Here is a 21,752-nt window from a genome sequence, read left to right as displayed (position 1 = left end):
CGCTTCGCGGCCCAGCGGGACGGTGCGGCGTTCCGACAAGCTCCCTCGCCACAAGGTCATTCTTCAGCCATTGAAGCCCGGCTCAATCAAGCGCGAATGGGCACCGGCAACGGCGCTGCCAGCAAGCGCTCATCGAGCAATCCCAATCCTTCCTGGAACAGTTGATTGCTACGCTCGGTGTCACCCATTTGCGCCAACAGCCGCGCCAGTTCGGCACAGGCTTCCGGGTTGCGCTGCACGCGCAGACTGCTTTCCAGATAGTCCCGGGCCTTGCCCCACAGGCTGCTTTGCAGGCACAGGCGCCCCAGCGTCAGCAACAAGCTCGGGTCGGCGGGATGATCCTTGAGCCAGCCTTCGGCGAGCTGCAACTGGCGAACCGGATCACTGCCACGCACCAGCCCGTAGAGACGCGCCAGGTGACTGTCGTAGTTGCGCTTGAGCGCAATGCGCAAGACCTCCTCGGCCTCGACCTGCGCCCCCAGTTGCCGCAGCTGCTCGGCATAGGCCAGCACCAGTTGCGGCTCCTGGCGTTGGGCCGAAGTCAGCTGCTCCCAGGCACGATTGAGCGACTGCAAACCGACGGTCCCGCCCTCTTCCTGATGCGCCGCCAAAGACAGATTCTTGCCCCAGGCACGGCGTTCCAGCTCGGCCAGTTCAGCCGGCGGCAGGACTTTGTCCTTGCGCAGCTCCGGCAGCAGGCGAATCACTGCCGACCAGTCGCCCCGTTGCTGGTGCAGGCGCTGCAACTGGCGCAGGGTCTGTGCATTACGAGGGTGGCGCTCGTGCATGGCTTGCAGAGTCGCCAGGGCACCTTCGGTATCGCCACGGTCGGTCTGCAATTGCGCGTGGTTCAGGGCGATCGCCAACTCGGCCTGGGGCTGACGCTCCAGCGCACGTTCCAGCAGGCTGTCGCTCTCTTCGTAATGCCCTTGTTCGTTCGCGGCACGGGCAGCGCCGAGGTAATAAAGCAGCGGCTGGCGCTCGGCTTCCGCAGCTCGATACAAATGACGCTGCGCACTGGCCCAGCGACCCTCGGCCAAGTCCAGCTGACCATGCTCGATCGCCACCTGTACCCGGCGACTGCGGTTGCGCCGTGACCATGGATTGACCACGCCGCCGGACGTCGTCACCAACTCGATCAACGCCTTGATGCCCCAGAACACCAGCCAGAGTACGGCGACCAGCGCCAGCGTCGCCCACAGGCTCGACTCGAAGCGGAAGCTTTTATAGGCAATCAACACGTAACCGGAATGCTCGGCAATCGCCAACCCCAGCGCCGCGGCGGCGGCAATGGCCAGAAACACGATCACATACAGGCGCTTCATGGCGTGGCCTCCTGCGAGGTGTTCGCGGCAGGCTTGGCCAGCGGTTTGATCGAGTCTTCGGCGTTGACATTGCGTCGCTCCAGATACCCTTGAACGGCGCTCAGCGTACCGGTCAGGTCCGGAGTCACCACGGTGACAGGCTGCTTGCTCAGTTCGGCCACCTGTTCAAGCATCACTTTGCTTTGCGGGTTGTCCGGGTTGAAGTTGCCCTTGAGCACGTCCCGTGCCTCGTCCAGCGCCTGGCTGTAAACCGCCGCCTGGCCATTGAGCGCGGCCCATTGCGCCTGCTCCAGTGCCAGGCTCAGTGCCAGACGCACTTGGCTCAGGCTCTGTCCGGCGAGCAACGGGCGGACATTTTTATCGGCGTTGAAATCGATACGGATGTAGCGCGAGATCTGATCCCACCATTGCGCCCAGCGGCTGGCGCCGTCGCCGTCGGCGGTCAGGCCCAGCAGGGATTCGCCACGGTCCTTGTACTCGGGGGCCAGCTCGGTGAGACCGACCACCTGATCACGCAGCGCACCCAGGCGCAGGAACAGCCCGGTGCGATCCGGCTGTTCGGTGCTGCGCAAGGCCACCAGGGTTTTCGCCACCTGTTCGCGCGCGGCGAAGGCACCGGGGTCATTTTGTTCGCGAAGAATTTCGTCGGCGCCCTGGACCAGGGCCTGGGCACTGCTGATGTCCTGCAACGCAGACAGGCGCAGGCTGGCCAGACGCAGCAAGTGCTCGGCTTCAGCCAGGCGCCAGTCCTTGCGACTGGCCCCGAGGACGGTTTCCAGACGCTGATTGAGTCGTTGCTGATCGCCCTGCAGTTGAATCACCAGACGACTGCGCTCCTCCAGCACATCTGCGCCGGGCAATTGCTCCAGGCGCGCGCTCAGGCGCTGCTCATTGAGTTTCAGGCTCTGCGCCTCGTCGCTCAACGCTTGCACCTGGCTCAAGTGCTGCTGATTGGTCGCTTGCAGATGACGCACCTGCCAGACACCCCAACCTCCTACCGCGACACCGGCAGCACCCAGCAGCAGCGCGACGATTGCCAGCCCATTGCCTCGGCGCTGCACGGCATCACGTGGCGGCGGCACTTCATCAACAGGAACATCGACTGGTGCATCGAGCACTGGCCGGACGTCATCTTTAGGCAAGGCTGTTTCGCTCACGTATCCATCCTTTGCATTAGAGAACGGGCACGGGATGCTCCCGTAACGCCGTCAGCAAAGCCGCGGCACTGGCGCCACGACAATCCACAACTGTCAGGGCCCCGGCGGCATGTGCCAGCTCGGCGACCCTGGGGCTTGGTACAAACAACGGCATCCGCGCCAACTGCGGCCAGGCATCGCCAGCCAGTTGATGCAGGTGCTCAAAACCCTGTCCACTGCTGACCACCAGCGCATTCAGGCGTTCCGCTTCGATCAGTTCCGACAGCGCTGCCGGCGGGTATGGCGGCAGCTCGCGGCGGTACAACTCCAGATACTCGACACTAGCACCTCGCTCTCGCAAGCGCTCAGCCAGCCACTCGCGACCACCCTCCCCACGCAGGATCAGCACACGCGGATCAGGCCGGGCGACAGCCTCGCGCAAATTCGCCAGCTCAAGCAAGGCTTCACTGTCATCGCCATCCTCCGGGAAGCTCACGTCCAGGCCGCGATCCTGAAGAATCTGCGCCGTCGCCGCGCCGACGCTGAACCATTTCACACGCGGTGTTTGCGAGCAAAACCGGTCGAGCAGTTCGATGCCGATCCGTGCGGCGGGCTTGCTGACCACGATCAATGCACAATAGCGATCCAGGCCTCGGATCACGTCACGCATTGTGTCAGAGGCCGGGATCGGCACGATGTCCAAAAGCGGCAAGCTGCTACTGAAAATCCCCTGTTCGGCCAGGAGACCACTCAGCACCGCCGACTCATCCGCCGGACGCGTCAGCAGCAGGCGCCAGCCAGTCACTCGTGACCTGCCTCGCCATAGACCGCTTTCAGAATGTCAGCGGCACCTTGGCTCAACAGGTCTTCGGCCACGCGCACACCCAGGGCTTCGGCATCGCCACGCGGCGCACGCGCCTGGGCGCTGAGCAACAGACCGCCACTCGGATCACCCACCAGGCCACGCAACCAGACCTGCTCGCCTTCAAGCACGGCGTAACAGGCGATCGGCACCTGGCAGCCGCCATTCAGGTGTTTGTTAAGGGCACGCTCGGCGGTCACACGGGTGGCGGTGTCCTGATGATGCAGTGGTGCCAGCAACGCGTGAATTTCGCTGTCAGCGCTGCGGCACTCGATCCCCACCGCGCCCTGGCCACCGGCCGGCAGACTGTCTTCGACACTGATGGCCGAGGTGATGCGATCCTCAAATCCCAGCCGGATCAAACCGGCGGACGCGAGGATAATAGCGTCGTATTCGCCGGCATCGAGCTTGGCCAGGCGCGTATTGACGTTGCCGCGCAGGAAACGGATTTCCAGGTCCGGACGACGAGTCAGCAACTGGGCCTGACGGCGCAGACTAGAGGTACCGACGATGCTGCCGGGCGGCAACGCCTCAAGGCTGGCATAGGTATTGGAGACAAATGCATCACGGGGGTCTTCGCGCTCGCAGATACAGAACAGGCCCAGGCCTTGCGGGAAGTCCATCGGCACGTCTTTCATGGAGTGCACGGCGATGTCGGCTTCGTTTTCCAGCAGCGCTGTTTCCAGCTCTTTGACGAACAGGCCCTTGCCGCCGATTTTCGACAACGGCGAGTCGAGCAGCTTGTCGCCGCGACTGACCATCGGAACCAGCGTCACGAGCAGGCCCGGATGGGCCTCTTCCAGACGGGCTTTGACGTATTCGGCCTGCCACAGGGCGAGAGCACTTTTGCGGGTGGCGATGCGGATCTGGCGAGAGGACATGGATCAATCCGTACTGAATAGATACGGCAGATAATAACAGCTCAGCCAAATCCACTTTGACTTGTATCAGAAACTACTCGGCCTCCCTGGCCCCGGATGTCCGGCAATCGGGTGTGAAATCCGCCTGTGATCAGCGAATCAAAGCTGCTGCATCATCTTCCGTACGCCGGCCACATGGCGCCGACTGACAATCAAAGCGTCGCCGTTCAGGCCTTTGAGGAACAGCTGGAAATGCCCCAGAGGCGTTCGTTGCAAGCGCTCGATGCGCTCGCGGGCGACCAGTGCATTGCGGTGGATGCGCACGAAACGGTCACCAAATTCGTCTTCGAGGGCCTTGAGCGGTTCATCGAGCAACACTTCGCCGGCTTCATGGCGCAAGGTCACGTATTTGTGATCGGCGATAAAGTAGACCACCTGATCCAGCGGAATCAGCTCGATCCCCTTTCGGGTGCGGGCGCTGATATGGCTGCGAGGGCCACTGCCACTTTCGGCGGCCGGACGGGTCAGGGCCGAGAGTTGGACACGATTGGGGCGTTCGGCTTTTTTTAATGCGTCATGTAAATGTTCAGTTCTCACCGGTTTCACCAGATAACCTACGGCGCTGGCCTGTAAGGCTTCCACGGCAAATTCATCGGAACCTGTGCAGAACACCACGGCCGGCGGGGTTTCGCGCTCGCACAATCGCGCGGCCACTTGCAGGCCGTCGAGACCTGGCATGCGGATATCGAGCAGAACGATATCCGGCTTGTGGCTGTCGATCAGTGCCAGTGCTTCTTCGCCGTTCGTGGCGCTTGGCTCCAGGACACTGTATCCCTCGAGTTCACCAACCATTCGGCTCAGGCGCTCGCGGGCAAGGGGGTCGTCATCAACGATCAGGACATTCATATTGCGCTGGATTCCTGCGTGAGTCTCGCACAAGGATAGCGTAGACAGGTGAAGTGACGTCCGTCACCGCGATCCACGCTAAGACTAGCGCGAGCGTCAAAAAGTGCCGCTGGTCCGACGGCTAAATTTTCATCTGCCGGGCGATTGGCGGCCCAGGCCCGCATTGGCGACACATCGCCACAGGGTTTGCTGATACGCAATATGAACACCCCTCTTCTTATAGTCAGCGTCTGCACCGAGAAGTGCGCTGATCCTACTGTCCAACTGTAGACGGTTGCCGGGACGTTATTGCTCAATTGAAAAATATCGTTGTGCTTATAGTGAAAACTGTAGGAGCGAGCATGCTCGCGATGGGCGTTAACGATAATGTGGGCTATCTGGATACGCGCGTCGCTCTCAGGTTCATCGCGAGCAAGCTCGCTCCTGCAAACCAGTCGACCAGTGTCAGCGACAGGCTTGGCAACCCTGTTATTATCCGCGGCAGCTTTAACGCCATCTTTCTTCAGCCGATACGAGCGAATTCATGAGCACTGACAAGACCAATCAGTCCTGGGGCGGCCGCTTCAGTGAACCCGTCGACGCCTTCGTCGCCCGCTTCACCGCCTCCGTCACCTTCGACCAGCGCCTGTATCGCCACGACATCATGGGCTCGATCGCCCACGCCACCATGCTGGCCAAGGTCGGCGTGCTGACCGATGCCGAGCGCGACAGCATCACCGATGGCCTGAAGACCATCCAGGGTGAAATCGAGGCCGGCCAGTTCGACTGGCGCGTCGACCTCGAAGATGTGCACATGAACATCGAGGCGCGCCTGACCGACCGCATCGGCGTGACCGGTAAAAAGCTGCACACCGGCCGCAGCCGCAACGACCAGGTCGCCACCGACATCCGTCTGTGGCTGCGCGACGAGATCGACCTGATCCTGGGCGAAATCACCCGCCTGCAAAAAGGCTTGCTGGAGCAGGCCGAGCGCGAAGCGGGCAGCATCATGCCTGGCTTCACCCACCTGCAAACCGCGCAGCCGGTGACCTTCGGGCACCACATGCTGGCCTGGTTCGAAATGCTCAGCCGCGACTACGAACGCCTGGTCGACTGCCGCAAGCGCACCAACCGCATGCCACTGGGCAGCGCTGCACTGGCCGGCACCACCTACCCGATCGACCGCGAATACACCGCCCAACTGCTGGGCTTCGACGCGGTCGGCGGCAACTCCCTGGACAACGTGTCCGATCGCGACTTCGCCATCGAATTCTGCTCGGCTGCGAGCATCGCGATGATGCACCTGTCGCGCTTCTCCGAAGAGCTGGTGCTTTGGACCAGTGCGCAGTTCCAGTTCATCGATCTGCCGGACCGCTTCTGCACCGGCAGCTCGATCATGCCGCAAAAGAAAAACCCGGACGTTCCGGAACTGGTGCGCGGCAAGACCGGTCGTGTGTTCGGTGCGCTGATGGGCCTGCTGACCCTGATGAAAGGCCAGCCGCTGGCCTACAACAAGGACAACCAGGAAGACAAGGAACCGCTGTTCGACGCCGCCGATACCCTGCGCGACTCGTTGCGGGCCTTTGCCGACATGATCCCGGCGATCAAGCCCAAGCACGCCATGATGCGCGAAGCGGCGCTGCGCGGTTTTTCCACCGCCACCGACTTGGCCGACTATCTGGTGCGCCGCGGCCTGCCATTCCGTGACTGCCACGAAATCGTCGGCCATGCCGTGAAGTATTGTGTGGAAACCGGCAAGGACCTGGCGGAAATGAGCCTGGAAGAACTGCGCAAGTTCAGCGACCAGATCGATCAGGACGTGTTCGCCGTGCTGACACTGGAAGGTTCGGTCAATGCCCGCAACCACATCGGCGGTACTGCTCCGGCGCAAGTGAAGGCTGCAGTAGCGCGCGGTCAGGCTCTGATCGCCAGCCGCTAAAAGTATCGCGGGCTAACCCGCTCCCACAGGTTTTCTGCCTGCCCCGGATATTGGGACAGTCGAAGATCCTTGTGGGAGCGGGCTTGCCCGCGATGACTGACTTCAGGACACTGAAAACCTACTTCTTGGACGCGACCATCGCCATGAACGCTGGCATCGCCGCTTCCCGATCCGCCGCAATCCGTTGGACATTTGGATTGTCCCCCAGACGATCCAGCAATTCCTTGGCTGCGGGCAGCTCCGCCAACAGATCGATTTCAAACAGCTTCTTCGCCACCCCGCAGGCCAGCGGCACGCTATACAGGAAGTACAGATCCGCCACGCTCAGATTGTTGCCCGCCACGTAGGGGCTGAACTTGCCGTGCCGACCCAGGGATGCAATCCCCAGCAGCAGCTCGGTTTTGGTTTTTTCCTTGATCGCATCCGGTAGCGTCATGCCGAAAAACGCTTCGGGATAACAGGCGCGAGCCGGCAGTTCGATATACAGCTCGATCTCCTTGGCCAGCGCCAACACCTGCGCCCGCTCAAAGGGATCACTCGGCAGCAGTGGTGTGCCTTTCTGGCTTTGCTCGATGTACTCGAGGATCACGCTGGTTTCATTGATGAAACCCTGCTCGACGCCCAGTACCGGTACTTTGCCACGGGGGCTGATAGCCAGCGCCTCGGGAGTCTGGCCGGCGTAAAACGGCACTTCTTCGAATGACAGTCCTTTTTCCAGTAACGCCAGCTTGACCATGTTGTAGTAGTTGCTGACGGAAAATCCATAAAGCTTGAGCATCACAAAGCCTCCAGGCCGTGCAGGGGTTGGCAGTGCCTGTTATAGAACGCCGGGGGCTTTCTCGCCAGCAGCATCACAGCCCTGAATGCAGGTAAACTGGCCACCTTTCCTAGAGGAGCCTGCCATGAGCGAGCCAACCCCCGGCACCAGCCAAGACGACATCGACGAAGAAGAGTTCGCCGAGAACACGCTGATCGAAGCCATCGAAAACCAGATCGAAAGCGAAAACCCGCCAGCGGCCAAGGCGACGTTCAACAAGCTGACACTGGTGGGTTATGAGCGCGAGGAAATCCTCAACTTGATGGCCCACGTATTAGCGGTAGAAATCGACGCGATCCTCGAAGAAGACCGCGCGTTCAATACCGAATGGTACGAAGCTGCGCTGCGCGCACTGCCAGAGTTGCCGCCGGAAAAGAAATAACCCCCGCCCTCCTGTAGGAGCGAGCTTGCTCGCGAAAAACCCGAAAGCGCCACTTGTGCAGCTGGTTTTACGCGTAATCGTTGAAGACCATCGCGAGCAGAGCTCGCTCCTACAGAAAAACCACCCCGATTCCGGGGAATGCATCCCTCGGCAAAAAAAGGCTGTCTCGAGCACTGGACATGCCGCACCGGCGGGTTCACCTTAGGGGCGCTGTCGTCCAATTCCTAGAAAGTCTGGAGTCCTTATGTCGCTTACCCCTGAGTTGGTTGCCGAACTGGAAATCCTCGCACTCTTCAACCTGGACAGTTCCCAGGAAGGCCTGAAAATTCATCAGACCGCTGCCCCGAAAGCCATTGCCGCCGCCCAACGCCTGTACGAAAAAGAACTGATTGACCAGCCCGATGGTGGTTATCTGACCAGCCTGGGGCGTGATGCCGCGCAAAGTGTGCAAACCGTGCTCACTATTTTGAAAGCCGAAGAAACAGCCTGAATTCCACTGCATCGCCCACGGAAACCCCTGCTGCGGGATTTCCGCGGGCAACCTCTGCTGTCCGGCGTCGCCTTGCGGTATAAATCTGACGCCAGAAAAACAAATTCAGCTTAAATGTCCCAGGACCGAGGCGCTAAACTGCCTTCATCCGAGAGCCCCACGTCCGAGCCCTGCGAGCCGGTTTGAGCTGACATGACCCGCCACCATGAAATCCGCCCCGATCTGGACGAGGGAATTGACCGCAAGGTTCTCAGCCAGCTGCGCGCACGTTTTCTCAAACTCAACGAAGGCCGCATGGCGCGCGCCCTGGAGGGTTTGTCGACCCGCCAGCAAGGGGTGCTCAACCTTCTGCCGTTGTTTTTCCACGTCAATCATCCGCTGTTGCCGGGTTATGTTTCAGGCAGCACACCGGCCGGACTGTCGAATTTCGAACCCGACGCCAACGTCCTCGCCGAAGCCCAACGCCTGACCCGCTCGTTTTCCTATAAGCCACGCCACGGCAGCAACCCGCCACGACCGATTCACGGCCTGTTCCTGATGGGCAGCCTCGGCACCCTCGCCCAGGCCGACCAGAGCGACATGGATGTGTGGGTGTGTCACAGCTCGGATTTGAGCGAGAACGAACTCGGCGAGCTGCGCAAGAAATGTCAGTTGCTGGAGGCCTGGGCTGCCAGCCAGGGCGCCGAGGCGCACTTCTTCCTGATCGACCCGGCCCGTTTCGTGAGAGGCGAGCGCGACAATCAACTCAGTTCCGAAAATTGCGGCACCACCCAGCACTACCTGCTGCTCGACGAGTTCTATCGCACCGCGATCTGGCTGGCCGGGCGTACGCCGATCTGGTGGCTGGTACCGGTCTATGAAGAAGCGAGTTACGACCGCTACATCCATACGCTGCTGTCAAAGCGTTTCATCCGCGCCGACGAAACCCTCGACCTGGGACCGCTGGCGTTCATTCCGCCCGGCGAGTTCATCGGCGCCGGTCTGTGGCAGCTGTTCAAGGGTATCGAGTCGCCTTACAAATCGGTCCTCAAGTTGCTGCTGACCGAGGTCTACGCCAGCGAACACCCGAGGGTCCAGTGCCTGAGCCTGCGCTTCAAGCAAGCCGTGTTTGCCAACCGGCTTGACCTCGATGAACTGGACCCCTACGTGGTGGTTTACCGGCGCATCGAGGAATACCTCATCGCCCGCAACGAGCCAGAACGTCTGGAGCTGGTGCGGCGCGCGCTGTATCTGAAGGTCAATCGCAAGCTCACCGGCAGCAGCGGCCGTTCCCAGGGCTGGCAGCGCTCGCTGCTCGAGCGCCTGGCCCACGAATGGCGATGGGACCAGCGCCAATTGGCCCTGCTCGACAGCCGTAGCCAGTGGAAAGTCCGTCAGGTCAGCTCCGAGCGCCGAGCCCTGGTCAACGAGCTGAATTACAGTTACCGCTTCCTGACCCAGTTCGCCCGCAACGAACAAACCGTCAGCCTCATCAACAAGCGCGACCTCAGCGTACTGGGCCGACGACTCTACGCGGCCTTCGAACGCAAGGCGGACAAGATCGAATTCATCAACCCGGGCATCGCCCCGGATCTGGCCGAAGACACCCTGACGCTGGTGCACGCGGTAAACAAGAAGGAACCGGGGCAGTCTCAGTGGGGCCTGTACAACGGCAGCCTGACCGCCCTTGAGTGGGAGCATTTCGCCCCGATCAAGCGCAGCCGCCAATTGCTCGAATTGCTGACCTGGTGCCACCGCAACGGTGTGATCGACAGCAGCACCCGCCTGGCCTTGCACCCCGGCGGCAGCGACCTCAGCGAATTCGAGCTGTTCAACCTGCTCGGCAGCCTGCAACAGACCATTGCCCTGCCTCTGCCGACCGTCGCCGAAGAGCCCTTGCTGCGGGCCAGCGTGCCCAGCGAAGTGCTGATTCTGGTGAACGTCGGTGTCGATCCGCTCAAGCATCACCGCGACCTGAACATCCTGATGACCACCGAGCGCACCGACTCCCTGAGTTACGCAGGGGTTCGGGAAAACCTGGTGCTGACCCTGGACCAGGTCACGCTCAACAGCTGGAACGAAGTATTGGTCAGCCGCTTCGACGGCCCTCACGCCCTGCTCGATTGCCTGCGCGATTACCTCAACAACCTGCCGCAAGACCGGCGACAACCCCGATTGCGCGTGCGCTGCTTCTGTCACAACCGCGCGCAGTTCATCGCCCAGCGTGTCGAGGACATCCTCGACACGGCGCAGAACCTGCTGCTTAGCAAACTCAATCATCGCTACCTGGTTCAGGTCCAGCAGCATTACCACGTACTGGAGCTGGTGCCCGGCCATGTCAGGCACGTCGCCCTCGCCACGCTGCCGGCGCTCTGCGATTACCTGAGCGAAGACCTGACCCGCTACAGCCCGCTGCACCTGGACTCGATGGCACTCGAAGACCACGACCTCGCGCTGCTCCTGCCCATGGGCCAGCCGGATTGCATTCAGGTGTTCTACCGGATCAACGAAGACCAGGCCGATCTGTACGTGCTGGATGAATTCAATGCCTTGTGGCAGCAACGCTTGCCATGGCACGACGAGCAAAGCCTGCTGGTGCCGCTGCAACGATTCCTGCTGTCGATCCAGTACCGGCGTGAGGCCTTGCTGCCGATGGACGCCACTCAGCCCCGGAGCTTGGAGAGCCTGTATTACCAGATCCTGCCTTCAAGTACAGGCCGGGCGCGCCGGGTCGAAGCCCGTCCGGCGCCGCAAACACCGGTCAACAAACCGTTCTATGACGTGCAGGCGATCGTAGGCAAAGCCGCGCCGGGCAAGGCGCACGTCACCTTGTACTGTAATCAGCGGGAGTTTTCAGAGCTGGAGCATGGCGACCAACTGTTCAGTGTGGTCGCCCGGGAGATCGTCGAGCAGCGCCGCGAGACCGAGCGCTACCGCTGCTACATCACCGATCTGGACCTGTCGGGCCTGCTCGGTGATGGTCATGGCTCAAGCAATCTGTATCTGCGTTACAAGGCCGATCTGGAGCGCGCATTGAACGAGGCGCTCGGGCAGGTCTGATCGGTCGTTACTCCGGAAAGTCACCACCGTTGGCCGGCTGCGATTCGACTTCTAGCAAGGTCAGTTTCAGGGTCTTTCCACCCGGTGCCGGCCAATCGATGTGCTGTCCGACCTTCAGGCCGAGCAACGCACTGCCCACTGGCGCCAGAATGGAAATCTTGCCTTCGTCGGCATTGGCATCCTTGGGGTAAACCAGGGTCAGGTGATAGTCCTTGCCGCTGATCTCTTCACGGCAGTGAACGCGGGAATTCATGGTCACGACATCGGCGGGCACTTCATCGTGGCCGACCAGCGTGTCGGCGCGATCCAGCTCGGTTTGCAGCGCAATAACGCCCGGCAGGGTTTCATCCAGGCTGTCGATCAGACGCTCCAGACGCTGGACGTCCAGACGGGTAAGGGTGATGGAAGGTGCGGTCATGATCAGGGCAGACTCCTTTCTTCTGCACGAAAAAAGCAAAACCCCGCCAGAAAAAGGCGGGGTTTTCACGAGCCTCGATGGGTTGAGGCTTATCTGGACACTATCACAGCTCAAAAAATATACAAGTCGAGGGCAGCCACGGTGCCGACAGGAGGGCGTTAGAAAGCGGCGTATAGAAAACACTGTGGGAGCGAGCCTGCTCGCGAATAGGGTGTATCAGTCGATAACTGCTTGACTGACACACCGTTTTCGCGAGCAGGCTCGCTCCCACAGGGATAGCGTCAGACGCAGGATTTGCGTTGAGCAGCCTGTGCGCAAATCACCCGTCGCCGCTCATCGTCCGCCGAGCGCCACTCACGGATATCTTCAACATGGCGGAAACAACCGAGACAGACTTTCTGTTCGTCCAGCCGGCACACACCGCTGCACGGCGATGGCACCGCCGGGCTGACATTACTGTACAGCGGCTTGGGCGGACGAGCAGGCGCAGGCTGGGTCACGGCCTCACAGACCTTCGAAATCGAGTTCAACATCAGCCTGTTGCTTGACGATGCGCTCAAGCATTTCACCCAACTGCTCTTCGCTCTTGTCGCACATCCAGCGTTCGCTCTCTTCGTCGTAATCGAAGTGGAAGCCGCCGGACACCGCCGCCAGCCACAACTGCCGCAACGGCTCCTGACGGCTGAAGATCAACTGAGTGCCGTTTTCGAACTTGACGGTCAGCACACCGGCCGAACTCTCCAGATCGATATCCAGGTCGCTTTCGTCAAAGATGTCCTCCAGGGTTTGCTGGGTGGCATCGACCAGATCGTGGAAACGGGCTTCGGACAAACTCATTACGGCAACCTCAAAAAGTGTCTGATCAGGCTCAAGCGCCGCAAGATACGGGCGCTGCTTGCCGAATGCAAAGGATTACGATTTGTGGGAGCGAGCCTGCTCGCGAAGAGGCCGGCACATCCACCAGCATAGTTGGTTGACCCACCGCCTTCGCCAGCAGGCTCGCTCCCACAGGGATTGCATGATACCGACAGGCATCTTGCAAGGCCCGCCGGACGGGAGCCGCATCGCATAGGCAAGCTGCCGGGTGGCCGGTATACTCCGGCGCAATTAATGCATTTTCAAGGATTTCGCCATGAAGCGCCTGATCTCTTCCCTTGCTGCGCTCGTCGCGGTTGCTTGCCTGGTGTCGGCCTGTGGTCAAAAAGGCCCGCTGTATCTGCCCGATCCCGACCAGGACCCTGCAGAGCAGGCCCAGTCCTCGCAAAAGCAGCCTGCTTCCAAGGCGCACAAGCACGACGTCTACCAATAAGGGAACCTCATGGACGCTTTTAACTACCGTGACGGTGAACTGTTCGCGGAAGGTGTTGCCCTGTCTGCCATCGCCGATCGCTTTGGTACACCGACCTATGTTTATTCCCGTGCCCACATCGAAGCCCAATACCTGGCTTACGCCGATGCGCTGGCCGGCATGCCGCACCTGGTCTGCTTCGCGGTCAAGGCCAACTCCAACCTCGGTGTACTGAATGTCCTGGCGCGTCTGGGCGCCGGTTTCGACATCGTGTCCCGTGGCGAACTGGAACGCGTACTGGCCGCTGGCGGCAGCGCCGACAAGATCGTGTTCTCCGGCGTCGGCAAGACCCGTGACGACATGCGTCGCGCCCTGGAAGTCGGCGTGCACTGCTTCAACGTCGAATCCACCGACGAACTGGAACGCCTGCAAGTGGTTGCTGCCGAGCTTGGCGTTCGCGCACCAATCTCGCTGCGCGTGAACCCGGACGTCGATGCCGGTACTCACCCGTACATTTCCACCGGTCTCAAAGAGAACAAGTTCGGCATCGCCATCGCCGACGCCGAAGACGTGTACGTGCGTGCCGCACAGCTGCCGAACCTGGAAGTGGTCGGCGTCGATTGCCATATCGGCTCGCAACTGACCACCCTGCCGCCGTTCATCGACGCCCTCGACCGCCTGCTGGGCCTGGTCGACCGCCTCGGCGATTGCGGCATCTACCTGCGTCACATCGACCTCGGTGGCGGTCTGGGCGTACGTTATCGCGATGAAGAGCCGCCATTGGCCGGCGACTACATCAAAGCCGTGCGCGAGCGTCTCGACGGTCGCGATCTGGCGCTGGTGTTCGAGCCGGGCCGCTTCATCGTGGCCAACGCCGGCGTGCTGCTGACGCAGGTCGAGTACCTCAAGCACACCGAACACAAAGACTTCGCCATCGTCGATGCGGCCATGAACGACCTGATCCGCCCGGCGCTGTATCAGGCCTGGATGGACGTCACCGCCGTGCGCCCGCGCAGCACCCCTGCCCGCGCCTACGACATCGTCGGCCCGATCTGCGAAACCGGCGACTTCCTGGCCAAAGAGCGTGAGCTGGCCCTGGAAGAAGGCGATCTGTTGGCCGTGCATTCGGCCGGCGCCTACGGGTTTGTCATGAGTTCCAACTACAACACCCGCGGCCGCGCCGCCGAAGTGTTGGTGGACGGTGATCAGGCATTTGAAGTGCGTCGCCGTGAGACGGTAGCCGAGTTGTTTGCTGGCGAAAGCCTGCTGCCGGAGTAAAACCATGCTGCTGCGTTTCACCAAGATGCACGGCCTGGGCAATGACTTCATGGTCCTCGACCTGGTCAGCCAGCACGCGCACATTCTGCCCAAGCACGCCAAGTTGTGGGGCGATCGGCATACCGGTATCGGTTTCGACCAGCTGCTGATCGTCGAAGCGCCAAGCAACCCGGACGTGGATTTCCGCTATCGGATCTTCAACTCCGATGGCTCTGAAGTGGAACAGTGCGGTAACGGTGCACGCTGCTTCGCCCGTTTTGTGCTCGACAAGCGCCTGACCGCAAAGCGGCAGATCCGTGTCGAGACCAAAAGTGGCATCATCGAACTGGATGTTCGCAACGACGGGCAGATCGGCGTCAATATGGGTGCCCCGCGCCTGGTGCCGGCGGATATTCCGTTCCAGGCGCCGGAGCAGGCCCTGAGCTATCAGGTCGACGTCGACGGTGCGCCGGTCGAGCTGGCCGCAGTGTCCATGGGCAACCCCCATGCCGTACTGCGGGTCAGCGACATCAACGCCGCACCGGTGCATGAACTGGGACCGAAAATCGAACATCACCCGCGCTTTCCGGCACGGGTCAATGTCGGTTTTCTCCAGGTCATCGACCGGGGCCGCGCGCAATTGCGCGTCTGGGAACGCGGAGCCGGGGAAACCCAGGCCTGCGGTACCGGCGCCTGCGCCGCCGCAGTGGCCGCGATCAGCCAGGGGTGGATGGATTCGCCGCTATTGATCGACCTGCCTGGCGGGCGCCTGTCCATTGAATGGGCAGGCCCTGGCCAACCGGTCATGATGACCGGCCCGGCAGTGCGCGTATACGAAGGACAAGTGCGTCTTTGAATGAGCCGAAGCCATGACCGATAAGCCTCAGGTACCCGCCCGACAGCCCGACGAATCAGCGTCCGAAAGCCTGGAGGCGGCGGCGATTGCCGCGTACCTGGAGGCTCATCCGGATTTCTTCGTCGAGCACGAAGAACTGCTGCCGGCCTTGCGCATTCCCCACCGACGCGGCGATACCGTGTCTCTGGTCGAACGGCAGATGACCATTCTGCGCGACCGCAATATCGAGTTGCGCCACCGCCTTTCGCACTTGATGGACGTGGCCCGTGACAACGACCGCCTCTTCGACAAGACCCGTCGCCTGATTCTCGCGCTGATGGACGCCAGCACCCTGGAAGACGTGGTGATGTGCGTCGAAGACAGCCTGCGCCAGGACTTCCAGGTGCCCTTCGTCAGCCTGATCCTGCTCGGCGACAACGCCATGCCGGTCGGCCGCTGGGTCACCCACGCTGAAGCACAAGTGGCCATTGGCGGCTTGTTGCAAGAAGACAAGAGCGTCAGCGGCAGCTTGCGCGAGCACGAACTGGACTTCCTGTTCGGCGAAGAACAGCGCAAGCAGATCGGCTCCACCGCCGTCGTCGCCATCACCCACCAGGGCATCCACGGCATCCTGGCCATCGCCAGCCGTGATCCGCAACACTACAAAAGCTCGGTGGGCACGCTGTTCCTGAGCTACATCGCCGAAGTCATGGGCCGCGTGCTGCCACGGATCAACAGCTCCCTGCGCTCGGTACGCTGATCATGGAACGGCAACTGGACGCTTACTGCGAACACCTGCGCAGTGAGCGGCAGGTGTCGCCGCACACGCTGTCGGCCTACCGCCGAGACCTGGACAAGGTGTTGAGTTGGTGCGTCAAACAGAACATCGGCAGCTGGGCCGCCCTGGACATCCAGCGCCTGCGCAGCCTGATCGCCCGCCTGCATGCCCAAGGCCAATCCTCCCGCAGCCTGGCGCGGCTACTGTCGGCGGTGCGCGGGCTCTATCATTATCTGAACCGCGAAGGACTGTGCGACCACGATCCGGCCAACGGCCTGGCGCCGCCCAAGGGTGAACGCCGCCTGCCGAAAACCCTCGACACCGACCGCGCACTGCAACTGCTTGAAGGTGGGGTCGAAGACGACTTCCTCGCTCGTCGGGATCAAGCGATTCTTGAACTCTTCTACTCCTCCGGGTTGAGGCTGTCGGAGCTGACCGGGCTGAATCTCGATCAGCTTGATTTGGCCGATGGCATGGTCCAGGTGCTCGGCAAAGGCAGCAAGACCCGACTGTTGCCGGTGGGCAAGAAGGCTCGCGAGGCGCTGGAATTGTGGCTGCCCTTGCGGGCAATGGCCAACCCGGCGGACGATGCGGTGTTCGTCAGCCAGCAAGGGCGACGCCTGGGGCCGCGGGCCATTCAGCTACGGGTCAAGGCGGCGGGCGAACGCGAACTGGGGCAAAACCTGCACCCGCACATGTTGCGGCACTCTTTTGCCAGCCATTTGCTGGAGTCCTCCCAAGACCTGCGGGCGGTGCAGGAACTGCTCGGGCACTCGGACATCAAGACCACGCAGATCTACACCCACCTGGACTTCCAGCACCTGGCCACGGTCTACGACAGCGCCCATCCACGGGCCAAACGCATTAAAGGCGATGATTCATGACGATCCAATTGATCACCTTCGACCTCGATGACACCCTGTGGGACACCGCCCCGGTGATCGTCAGTGCCGAAGCCGTATTGCGTGAATGGCTGACCGCAAATGCGCCCAACCTGGGCGCCGTTGCGGTGGAGCATCTGTGGAGTATTCGCGAACGCATCCTGAGCAACGAACCGAGCCTCAAGCACCGTATCAGCGCCCTGCGCCGGCGTGTGTTGTTCCACGCACTGGAAGAAGCCGGTTATACCCATGCCGAAGCATCGGACCTGGCCGACCAGAGTTTCGAAGTGTTCCTGCATGCCCGGCACCAGCTGGAAATCTTCCCGGAGGTGCAACCGACCCTGGAGGTGCTGGCCAACCACTACGCCCTGGGCGTGGTCACCAATGGCAATGCCGATGTACGGCGGCTGGGGCTGGCGGACTACTTCAAGTTTGCGTTGTGCGCCGAAGACATCGGCATCGCCAAACCCGATGCGCGACTGTTCCATGAGGCATTGCAACGCGGCGGTGCAACCCCTGAGACGGCGGTGCATATCGGTGATCATCCGGGTGACGATATTGCCGGCGCCCAACAAGCGGGGCTGCGGGCGATCTGGTTCAACCCCTCGGGCAAAAACTGGGAAGCCGAGCGCTTGCCGGATGCCGAGATCCGCAGTCTGACCGAGCTGCCGGCGTTATTGGCGTTGTGGAATGCATCGTCGGCCTGACACAGAACGAATGTGGGAGCGGGCTTGCCCGCGATAGCGATTCATCGGGCAACATCAATGTTGGATTTGATGACCCATCGCGGGCAAGCCCGCTCCCACAGGGGTCGCAGCAGATCCCGGCATTTTGTTCCAGGCATGAAAAAGCCCGCAGCGACGGCGGGCTTTTTCAGCAAGCGCGAAGCAGGCTCAGATAGGCCGGCTGCCGTACTTGTTGTCAGGCTTCTTGGGCGGATCGGCGACCACGTTGGCCTCCACTTCCTGCACCTTGCCGCCACGAGCCAGGAACTCTTCCATGGCCTTGGCCAGGGCGTCACGTTCCTTGTTCTTGGCTTCGACACTCGGCAGCTCATCGACCGATACCGCAGCCTTGGCCTTGCCTTTGGCGGTCGGAACGGGGGCATCACCGCCGTCGTCTTCAGCGACGTCTTCGGCCGCTGCTTCCAGACCTTCTTCGGTTTCGTCGTCGCCTACTTCGAGGTCGTCGTTTTCCAGATCATCGTCGCTCATGTTCTACCTCATGACTTGCGAAAAGCAGATTAGTTATAGCCCAGCTTTGCCCTCTGTCGAAGGCTGCCGGAAAAATTCAATAACCGCTGGTGACCAGCGGTTCATGCCTCTTCACCGTGCACGGTGGCGAGGACTTTACGGGCACCGCCAAAATCACGGTGCTCGCCCAGGTAAACGCCTTGCCAGGTCCCTAACGCCAGTCTGCCCGCCGAAATCGGCAAACTGAGCTGACAGCCAAGCACGCTGGCCTTGAAGTGCGCCGGGAGGTCGTCCAGGCCTTCGTCGTTATGCTCATAGCCGTCTGTTCCTTGTGGGATCAGACGATTGAAAAATCGTTCGAAGTCGCGACGTACCGCCGGATCGGCGTTCTCGTTGATGGTCAACGACGCCGAGGTATGCTGCAGCCACAAATGCAACAGACCAACCCGGCATGCCTTGAGTTCAGGCAAGCCGGCGAGTAACTCGTCCGTTACCAGATGAAAGCCCCGGGGCCTCGCCCGCAGGGTTATCAGAGTCTGTTGCCACATACAGTTCTCCGCACGTTCGGGGCGCATTCTAGCGCGCTCTGGGAAAAAACAAAGGCCCTGATCATCCTTCAATCGTGTAAGCCTTCGGCGGCACAAAAACACGCGTCGTAAACGTTCACAAAGCTGTCAGAAAAAACCTTTCAGCCGTCCTTTCAATGATAAATCGCGGACAAAAAAATGCCCGGCAAGCCGGGCAAATTTTTTCATGCGCGTGCTTACAAGTTGTAGCCGCGTTCGTTGTGAAGTGCCAGATCGATGCCGACCGATTCTTCTTCTTCGGTGATGCGCAGGCCCATGACCGCATCCAGGACCTTGAGGATGATGTAGGTGATGATCGCGGTGTAGATCACCGTGAAGCCTACGCCTTTGCACTGAATCCAGACTTGTGCGGCGATGTCGGTCACGGTGCCGAAGCCACCCAGGGACGGTGCAGCGAATGCACCGGTCAGGATCGCGCCGAGGATACCGCCGATGCCATGCACGCCGAAGGCGTCGAGGGAGTCGTCATAACCCATTTTGCGTTTCAGGGTGGTGGCGCAGAAGAAGCACACCACGCCTGCGGCCAGGCCGATCACAAGGGCGCCCATCGGGCCTACGGTGCCAGCGGCTGGCGTGATGGCGACCAGGCCGGCAACCACACCCGAGGCGATGCCCAGTGCGCTTGGTTTACCGTGAGTGATCCACTCGGCGAACATCCAGCCCAGTGCAGCGGCGGCAGTCGCGATCTGGGTGACCAGCATCGCCATGCCGGCAGTGCCGTTGGCGGCCGCGGCAGAGCCGGCGTTGAAGCCGAACCAGCCGATCCACAGCATGGCGGCGCCCATCAGGGTGTAACCAAGATTGTGTGGAGCCATCGGGGTGGTCGGGAAACCTTTACGCTTGCCCAGTACCAGGCAGGCGATCAGACCGGCCACACCGGCGTTGATGTGCACCACGGTGCCACCGGCGAAGTCCAGCACGCCCCAGTCCCACATCAGGCCGCCGTTGCCGGACCAGACCATGTGCGCAATCGGCGCATAAACCAGGGTGAACCAGATGCCCATGAACACCAGCATCGCGGAGAACTTCATGCGCTCGGCGAAGGCGCCGACGATCAGCGCCGGGGTGATGATGGCAAAGGTCATCTGGAAGGTGATGAACACCGCTTCAGGGAACAGCGCCGCCGGTCCGGTCAGGCTCGATGGCGTGACACCGGCCAGGAATGCCTTGCCCATGCCACCGAAGAAGGAGTTGAAGTTGACGACGCCCTGCTCCATGCCGGTGGTGTCGAACGCGATGCTGTAGCCATAAATAACCCACAGGACGCTGATCAGACCGGTAATGGCGAAGCATTGCATCATCACGGAAAGAATGTTTTTCGACCGAACCATGCCGCCGTAGAACAGCGCGAGGCCGGGAATGGTCATGAACAGCACGAGAGCTGTCGAGGTCAACATCCAGGCGGTATCGCCGGAGTTGAGGACTGGGGCCGCCACTTCGTCTGCCGCCATGGCCAGGCCGGGCATTACGAGGGACAACAGGGCTCCTAGCCCTGCGATTTTACGCAGAGTCATATTGTTTTCTCCTGGGGCGTTGGGTTTGTGGCGGCTTAGATTGCGTCGGTATCGGTTTCGCCGGTACGGATGCGAATCGCCTGTTCCAGATTGACCACGAAGATCTTGCCGTCACCGATCTTGCCGGTGTTGGCGGCCTTGGTTATCGCCTCGATAACCCGGTCGAGATCCTTGTCGTCAATGGCGACATCAATCTTCACCTTTGGCAGGAAATCGACCACGTACTCCGCGCCGCGATACAGCTCGGTGTGACCCTTCTGCCGACCGAAGCCTTTGACTTCAGTGACGGTAATGCCCTGCACGCCGATCTCGGACAACGACTCGCGCACGTCGTCCAACTTGAACGGCTTGATGATGGCAGTGACTAGCTTCATGAAAACTCTCTCCCGAATTGGTGGACTTGCCCCAGGAAAACAAACCCGTCTCAAGTCTAAGCGCAGTGCCTGGCTTTGTAACGCATCGTCGGCCTTATCCGCCCGTCCGACGCCAGCTAACCGCTCCTTGCCAAACGCTCCCCGCGTTTCGCTCGGCGCACTGCATTCGTCACGGTGACTGCATCAGTGCATGGGTCACTACCGTCTAAGCAGAAAGCTTGCCATCTCCACAAAACTCACTGTTTTCAAGCCTTTACCGGTTGATGGCCGCCACTTCGCCACAACACCCGGCACGTTACGCACAACAACGGTGCGACGCCGTCCATCCGCATGCGCGAAAAGCGTGCATCCCTTGCCCGCGAAATTGACTATAGACACTGCGTGATACACTGCCCGCCATTGTTACCAGGACCTTTCCCCATGCTCGCGCCCAAAGACTTCCTCGACGCCCTGACCGGCACCGCCTCCCGCCTCTTCAGCGGCGACACCCCACTGCCGAAAGCCGAAATCGAAAGCCAGTTCAAGGCCCTGCTGCAAAGCGCCTTCAGCAAACTGGACCTGGTGAGCCGGGAAGAATTCGATAGTCAGATGGTCGTTCTCGCCCGCACCCGCGCCCGCCTGGAGGCACTGGAGACGAAGGTGGCGGAAATGGAAGCGAAGCTGAACCCACCCACCGAGTAACACCGCATAGCCCACTTTGAAACCAATCCACTGTGGGAGCGAGCCTGCTCGCGAATAGGTCGGAACGACCTACAGATTCATCTGTAGATACCGTCTTGTCCCTCATCGGGCAAGCGCAAAATTCGGGTCAAATGGCTGGCCCGATTTAAGAACGGCGTAGACAAAATGTAGGAGCTTGCGCATTGCTGCACAGATGATCTGTTTGGGGGCC

At 61.0% G+C, this 21,752-nt stretch carries 25 protein-coding genes and 1 pseudogene; 12 read left to right on the top strand and 14 right to left on the bottom strand.

What is annotated here, in order from left to right:
• Window positions 1–86: 86 nt before the first annotated feature.
• From CKW21_RS23210 to CKW21_RS32365, 6 genes and pseudogenes are all read right to left on the bottom strand, one after another.
• Window positions 87–1,325: a heme biosynthesis protein HemY gene (locus CKW21_RS23210; RefSeq protein ID WP_095196240.1), complete on the bottom strand. Its 1,239-nt coding sequence runs from the start codon at window positions 1,323–1,325 to the stop codon at window positions 87–89.
• A complete protein-coding gene (locus CKW21_RS23205) occupies window positions 1,322–2,482 on the bottom strand; it encodes a uroporphyrinogen-III C-methyltransferase (protein WP_095196239.1) in 1,161 nt (386 codons plus the stop codon). Before CKW21_RS23205 ends, CKW21_RS23210 begins: the two co-directional genes overlap by 4 nt.
• 16 nt (window positions 2,483–2,498) lie before the next feature.
• Window positions 2,499–3,266 (bottom strand): uroporphyrinogen-III synthase, encoded by a 768-nt coding sequence (locus tag CKW21_RS23200; protein ID WP_095196238.1) that lies wholly within the window; start codon window positions 3,264–3,266, stop codon window positions 2,499–2,501.
• The gene (gene hemC / locus CKW21_RS23195) at window positions 3,263–4,204 is read right to left on the bottom strand and encodes a hydroxymethylbilane synthase (protein WP_095196237.1); all 942 of its coding nucleotides are present in this window, start codon (window positions 4,202–4,204) and stop codon (window positions 3,263–3,265) included. The genes CKW21_RS23200 and hemC overlap by 4 nt, the downstream gene beginning before the upstream one ends.
• A 138-nt stretch (window positions 4,205–4,342) precedes the next feature.
• Window positions 4,343–5,089 (bottom strand): LytTR family DNA-binding domain-containing protein, encoded by a 747-nt coding sequence (locus CKW21_RS23190; RefSeq protein WP_095196236.1) that lies wholly within the window; start codon window positions 5,087–5,089, stop codon window positions 4,343–4,345.
• Window positions 5,086–5,202: pseudogene (locus CKW21_RS32365) on the bottom strand (sensor histidine kinase); the annotation flags it as partial. The pseudogene CKW21_RS32365 and the gene CKW21_RS23190, both read right to left, overlap by 4 nt.
• A 228-nt stretch (window positions 5,203–5,430) precedes the next feature.
• On the opposite strand from CKW21_RS32365, the gene CKW21_RS31610 reads away from it, so the two are divergent.
• Together CKW21_RS31610 and argH are read left to right on the top strand one after the other, a co-directional pair.
• Window positions 5,431–5,616 (top strand): hypothetical protein, encoded by a 186-nt coding sequence (locus CKW21_RS31610; protein ID WP_095196235.1) that lies wholly within the window; start codon window positions 5,431–5,433, stop codon window positions 5,614–5,616.
• Complete coding sequence (gene argH / locus CKW21_RS23180) at window positions 5,613–7,007, top strand: argininosuccinate lyase (protein WP_095196234.1); 1,395 nt, start codon at window positions 5,613–5,615, stop codon at window positions 7,005–7,007. The genes CKW21_RS31610 and argH overlap by 4 nt, the downstream gene beginning before the upstream one ends.
• A gap of 118 nt (window positions 7,008–7,125) precedes the next feature.
• Here the strand turns inward: argH and CKW21_RS23175 are convergent, their stop codons facing one another.
• Window positions 7,126–7,785 carry a glutathione S-transferase gene (locus CKW21_RS23175; protein WP_095196233.1) on the bottom strand — a complete coding sequence of 220 codons (660 nt, stop codon included), beginning with the start codon at window positions 7,783–7,785 and terminating at the stop codon, window positions 7,126–7,128.
• A 124-nt stretch (window positions 7,786–7,909) separates the two neighbouring features.
• On the opposite strand from CKW21_RS23175, the gene CKW21_RS23170 reads away from it, so the two are divergent.
• The 3 genes from CKW21_RS23170 to CKW21_RS23160 all read left to right on the top strand — a co-directional run bounded on the left by CKW21_RS23170 (window position 7,910) and on the right by CKW21_RS23160 (window position 11,735).
• Window positions 7,910–8,206, top strand: a complete 297-nt coding sequence (locus tag CKW21_RS23170; protein WP_095196232.1) for a hypothetical protein — start codon at window positions 7,910–7,912, stop codon at window positions 8,204–8,206.
• Window positions 8,207–8,450: 244 nt separating this feature from the next.
• A complete protein-coding gene (locus tag CKW21_RS23165; protein WP_095196231.1) occupies window positions 8,451–8,696 on the top strand; it encodes a TIGR02647 family protein in 246 nt (81 codons plus the stop codon).
• 192 nt (window positions 8,697–8,888) lie between these two features.
• Complete coding sequence (locus CKW21_RS23160) at window positions 8,889–11,735, top strand: class I adenylate cyclase (RefSeq protein WP_095196230.1); 2,847 nt, start codon at window positions 8,889–8,891, stop codon at window positions 11,733–11,735.
• 7 nt (window positions 11,736–11,742) lie between these two features.
• Here CKW21_RS23160 and rnk read toward each other — a convergent pair whose 3' ends face one another.
• The 3 genes from rnk to cyaY form a co-directional block, all read right to left on the bottom strand.
• Window positions 11,743–12,153 (bottom strand): nucleoside diphosphate kinase regulator, encoded by a 411-nt coding sequence (gene rnk / locus CKW21_RS23155; protein ID WP_095196229.1) that lies wholly within the window; start codon window positions 12,151–12,153, stop codon window positions 11,743–11,745.
• Window positions 12,154–12,434: 281 nt separating this feature from the next.
• Entirely contained in the window at window positions 12,435–12,653 is a 219-nt protein-coding gene (locus tag CKW21_RS23145; protein WP_095196394.1) for a DUF1289 domain-containing protein, read from the bottom strand.
• Between the two features lie 4 nt (window positions 12,654–12,657).
• The gene (gene cyaY / locus CKW21_RS23140; RefSeq protein ID WP_095196227.1) at window positions 12,658–12,990 is read right to left on the bottom strand and encodes an iron donor protein CyaY; all 333 of its coding nucleotides are present in this window, start codon (window positions 12,988–12,990) and stop codon (window positions 12,658–12,660) included.
• Between the two features lie 295 nt (window positions 12,991–13,285).
• On the opposite strand from cyaY, the gene CKW21_RS23135 reads away from it, so the two are divergent.
• The 6 genes from CKW21_RS23135 to CKW21_RS23110 are packed head-to-tail and all read left to right on the top strand — an operon-like array spanning window position 13,286 to window position 17,899.
• Window positions 13,286–13,462: a lipoprotein gene (locus tag CKW21_RS23135; RefSeq protein ID WP_095196226.1), complete on the top strand. Its 177-nt coding sequence runs from the start codon at window positions 13,286–13,288 to the stop codon at window positions 13,460–13,462.
• A 9-nt stretch (window positions 13,463–13,471) separates the two neighbouring features.
• Entirely contained in the window at window positions 13,472–14,719 is a 1,248-nt protein-coding gene (gene lysA, locus CKW21_RS23130) for a diaminopimelate decarboxylase (protein ID WP_095196225.1), read from the top strand.
• A 4-nt stretch (window positions 14,720–14,723) separates the two neighbouring features.
• Window positions 14,724–15,554: a diaminopimelate epimerase gene (dapF, locus tag CKW21_RS23125; protein ID WP_095196224.1), complete on the top strand. Its 831-nt coding sequence runs from the start codon at window positions 14,724–14,726 to the stop codon at window positions 15,552–15,554.
• 13 nt (window positions 15,555–15,567) lie between these two features.
• Window positions 15,568–16,293, top strand: coding sequence for a DUF484 family protein (locus CKW21_RS23120; RefSeq protein WP_095196223.1), 726 nt, complete (start codon window positions 15,568–15,570; stop codon window positions 16,291–16,293).
• A 2-nt stretch (window positions 16,294–16,295) separates the two neighbouring features.
• Window positions 16,296–17,195: a tyrosine recombinase XerC gene (xerC, locus tag CKW21_RS23115; protein ID WP_095196222.1), complete on the top strand. Its 900-nt coding sequence runs from the start codon at window positions 16,296–16,298 to the stop codon at window positions 17,193–17,195.
• Window positions 17,192–17,899 (top strand): HAD family hydrolase, encoded by a 708-nt coding sequence (locus CKW21_RS23110; protein WP_095196221.1) that lies wholly within the window; start codon window positions 17,192–17,194, stop codon window positions 17,897–17,899. Before xerC ends, CKW21_RS23110 begins: the two co-directional genes overlap by 4 nt.
• A gap of 186 nt (window positions 17,900–18,085) precedes the next feature.
• Here the strand turns inward: CKW21_RS23110 and sutA are convergent, their stop codons facing one another.
• The 4 genes from sutA to glnK form a co-directional block, all read right to left on the bottom strand.
• Entirely contained in the window at window positions 18,086–18,406 is a 321-nt protein-coding gene (gene sutA, locus CKW21_RS23105) for a transcriptional regulator SutA (protein WP_060542536.1), read from the bottom strand.
• A gap of 101 nt (window positions 18,407–18,507) precedes the next feature.
• The gene (locus CKW21_RS23100; protein WP_008030499.1) at window positions 18,508–18,933 is read right to left on the bottom strand and encodes a secondary thiamine-phosphate synthase enzyme YjbQ; all 426 of its coding nucleotides are present in this window, start codon (window positions 18,931–18,933) and stop codon (window positions 18,508–18,510) included.
• A 215-nt stretch (window positions 18,934–19,148) separates the two neighbouring features.
• Window positions 19,149–20,486, bottom strand: a complete 1,338-nt coding sequence (locus CKW21_RS23095) for an ammonium transporter (protein WP_095196220.1) — start codon at window positions 20,484–20,486, stop codon at window positions 19,149–19,151.
• A gap of 35 nt (window positions 20,487–20,521) precedes the next feature.
• Window positions 20,522–20,860, bottom strand: a complete 339-nt coding sequence (glnK, locus tag CKW21_RS23090; protein ID WP_002555808.1) for a P-II family nitrogen regulator — start codon at window positions 20,858–20,860, stop codon at window positions 20,522–20,524.
• Window positions 20,861–21,280: 420 nt separating this feature from the next.
• On the opposite strand from glnK, the gene CKW21_RS23085 reads away from it, so the two are divergent.
• Complete coding sequence (locus tag CKW21_RS23085) at window positions 21,281–21,541, top strand: accessory factor UbiK family protein (protein ID WP_095196219.1); 261 nt, start codon at window positions 21,281–21,283, stop codon at window positions 21,539–21,541.
• Window positions 21,542–21,752 lie beyond the last annotated feature (211 nt).

The organism is Pseudomonas sp. Irchel 3A7 (assembly GCF_900187565.1).
Lineage (GTDB): Bacteria > Pseudomonadota > Gammaproteobacteria > Pseudomonadales > Pseudomonadaceae > Aquipseudomonas.
Note: the sequence above shows the minus strand (reverse complement) of the source record. Positions and strands in the feature narration are given on the sequence as shown.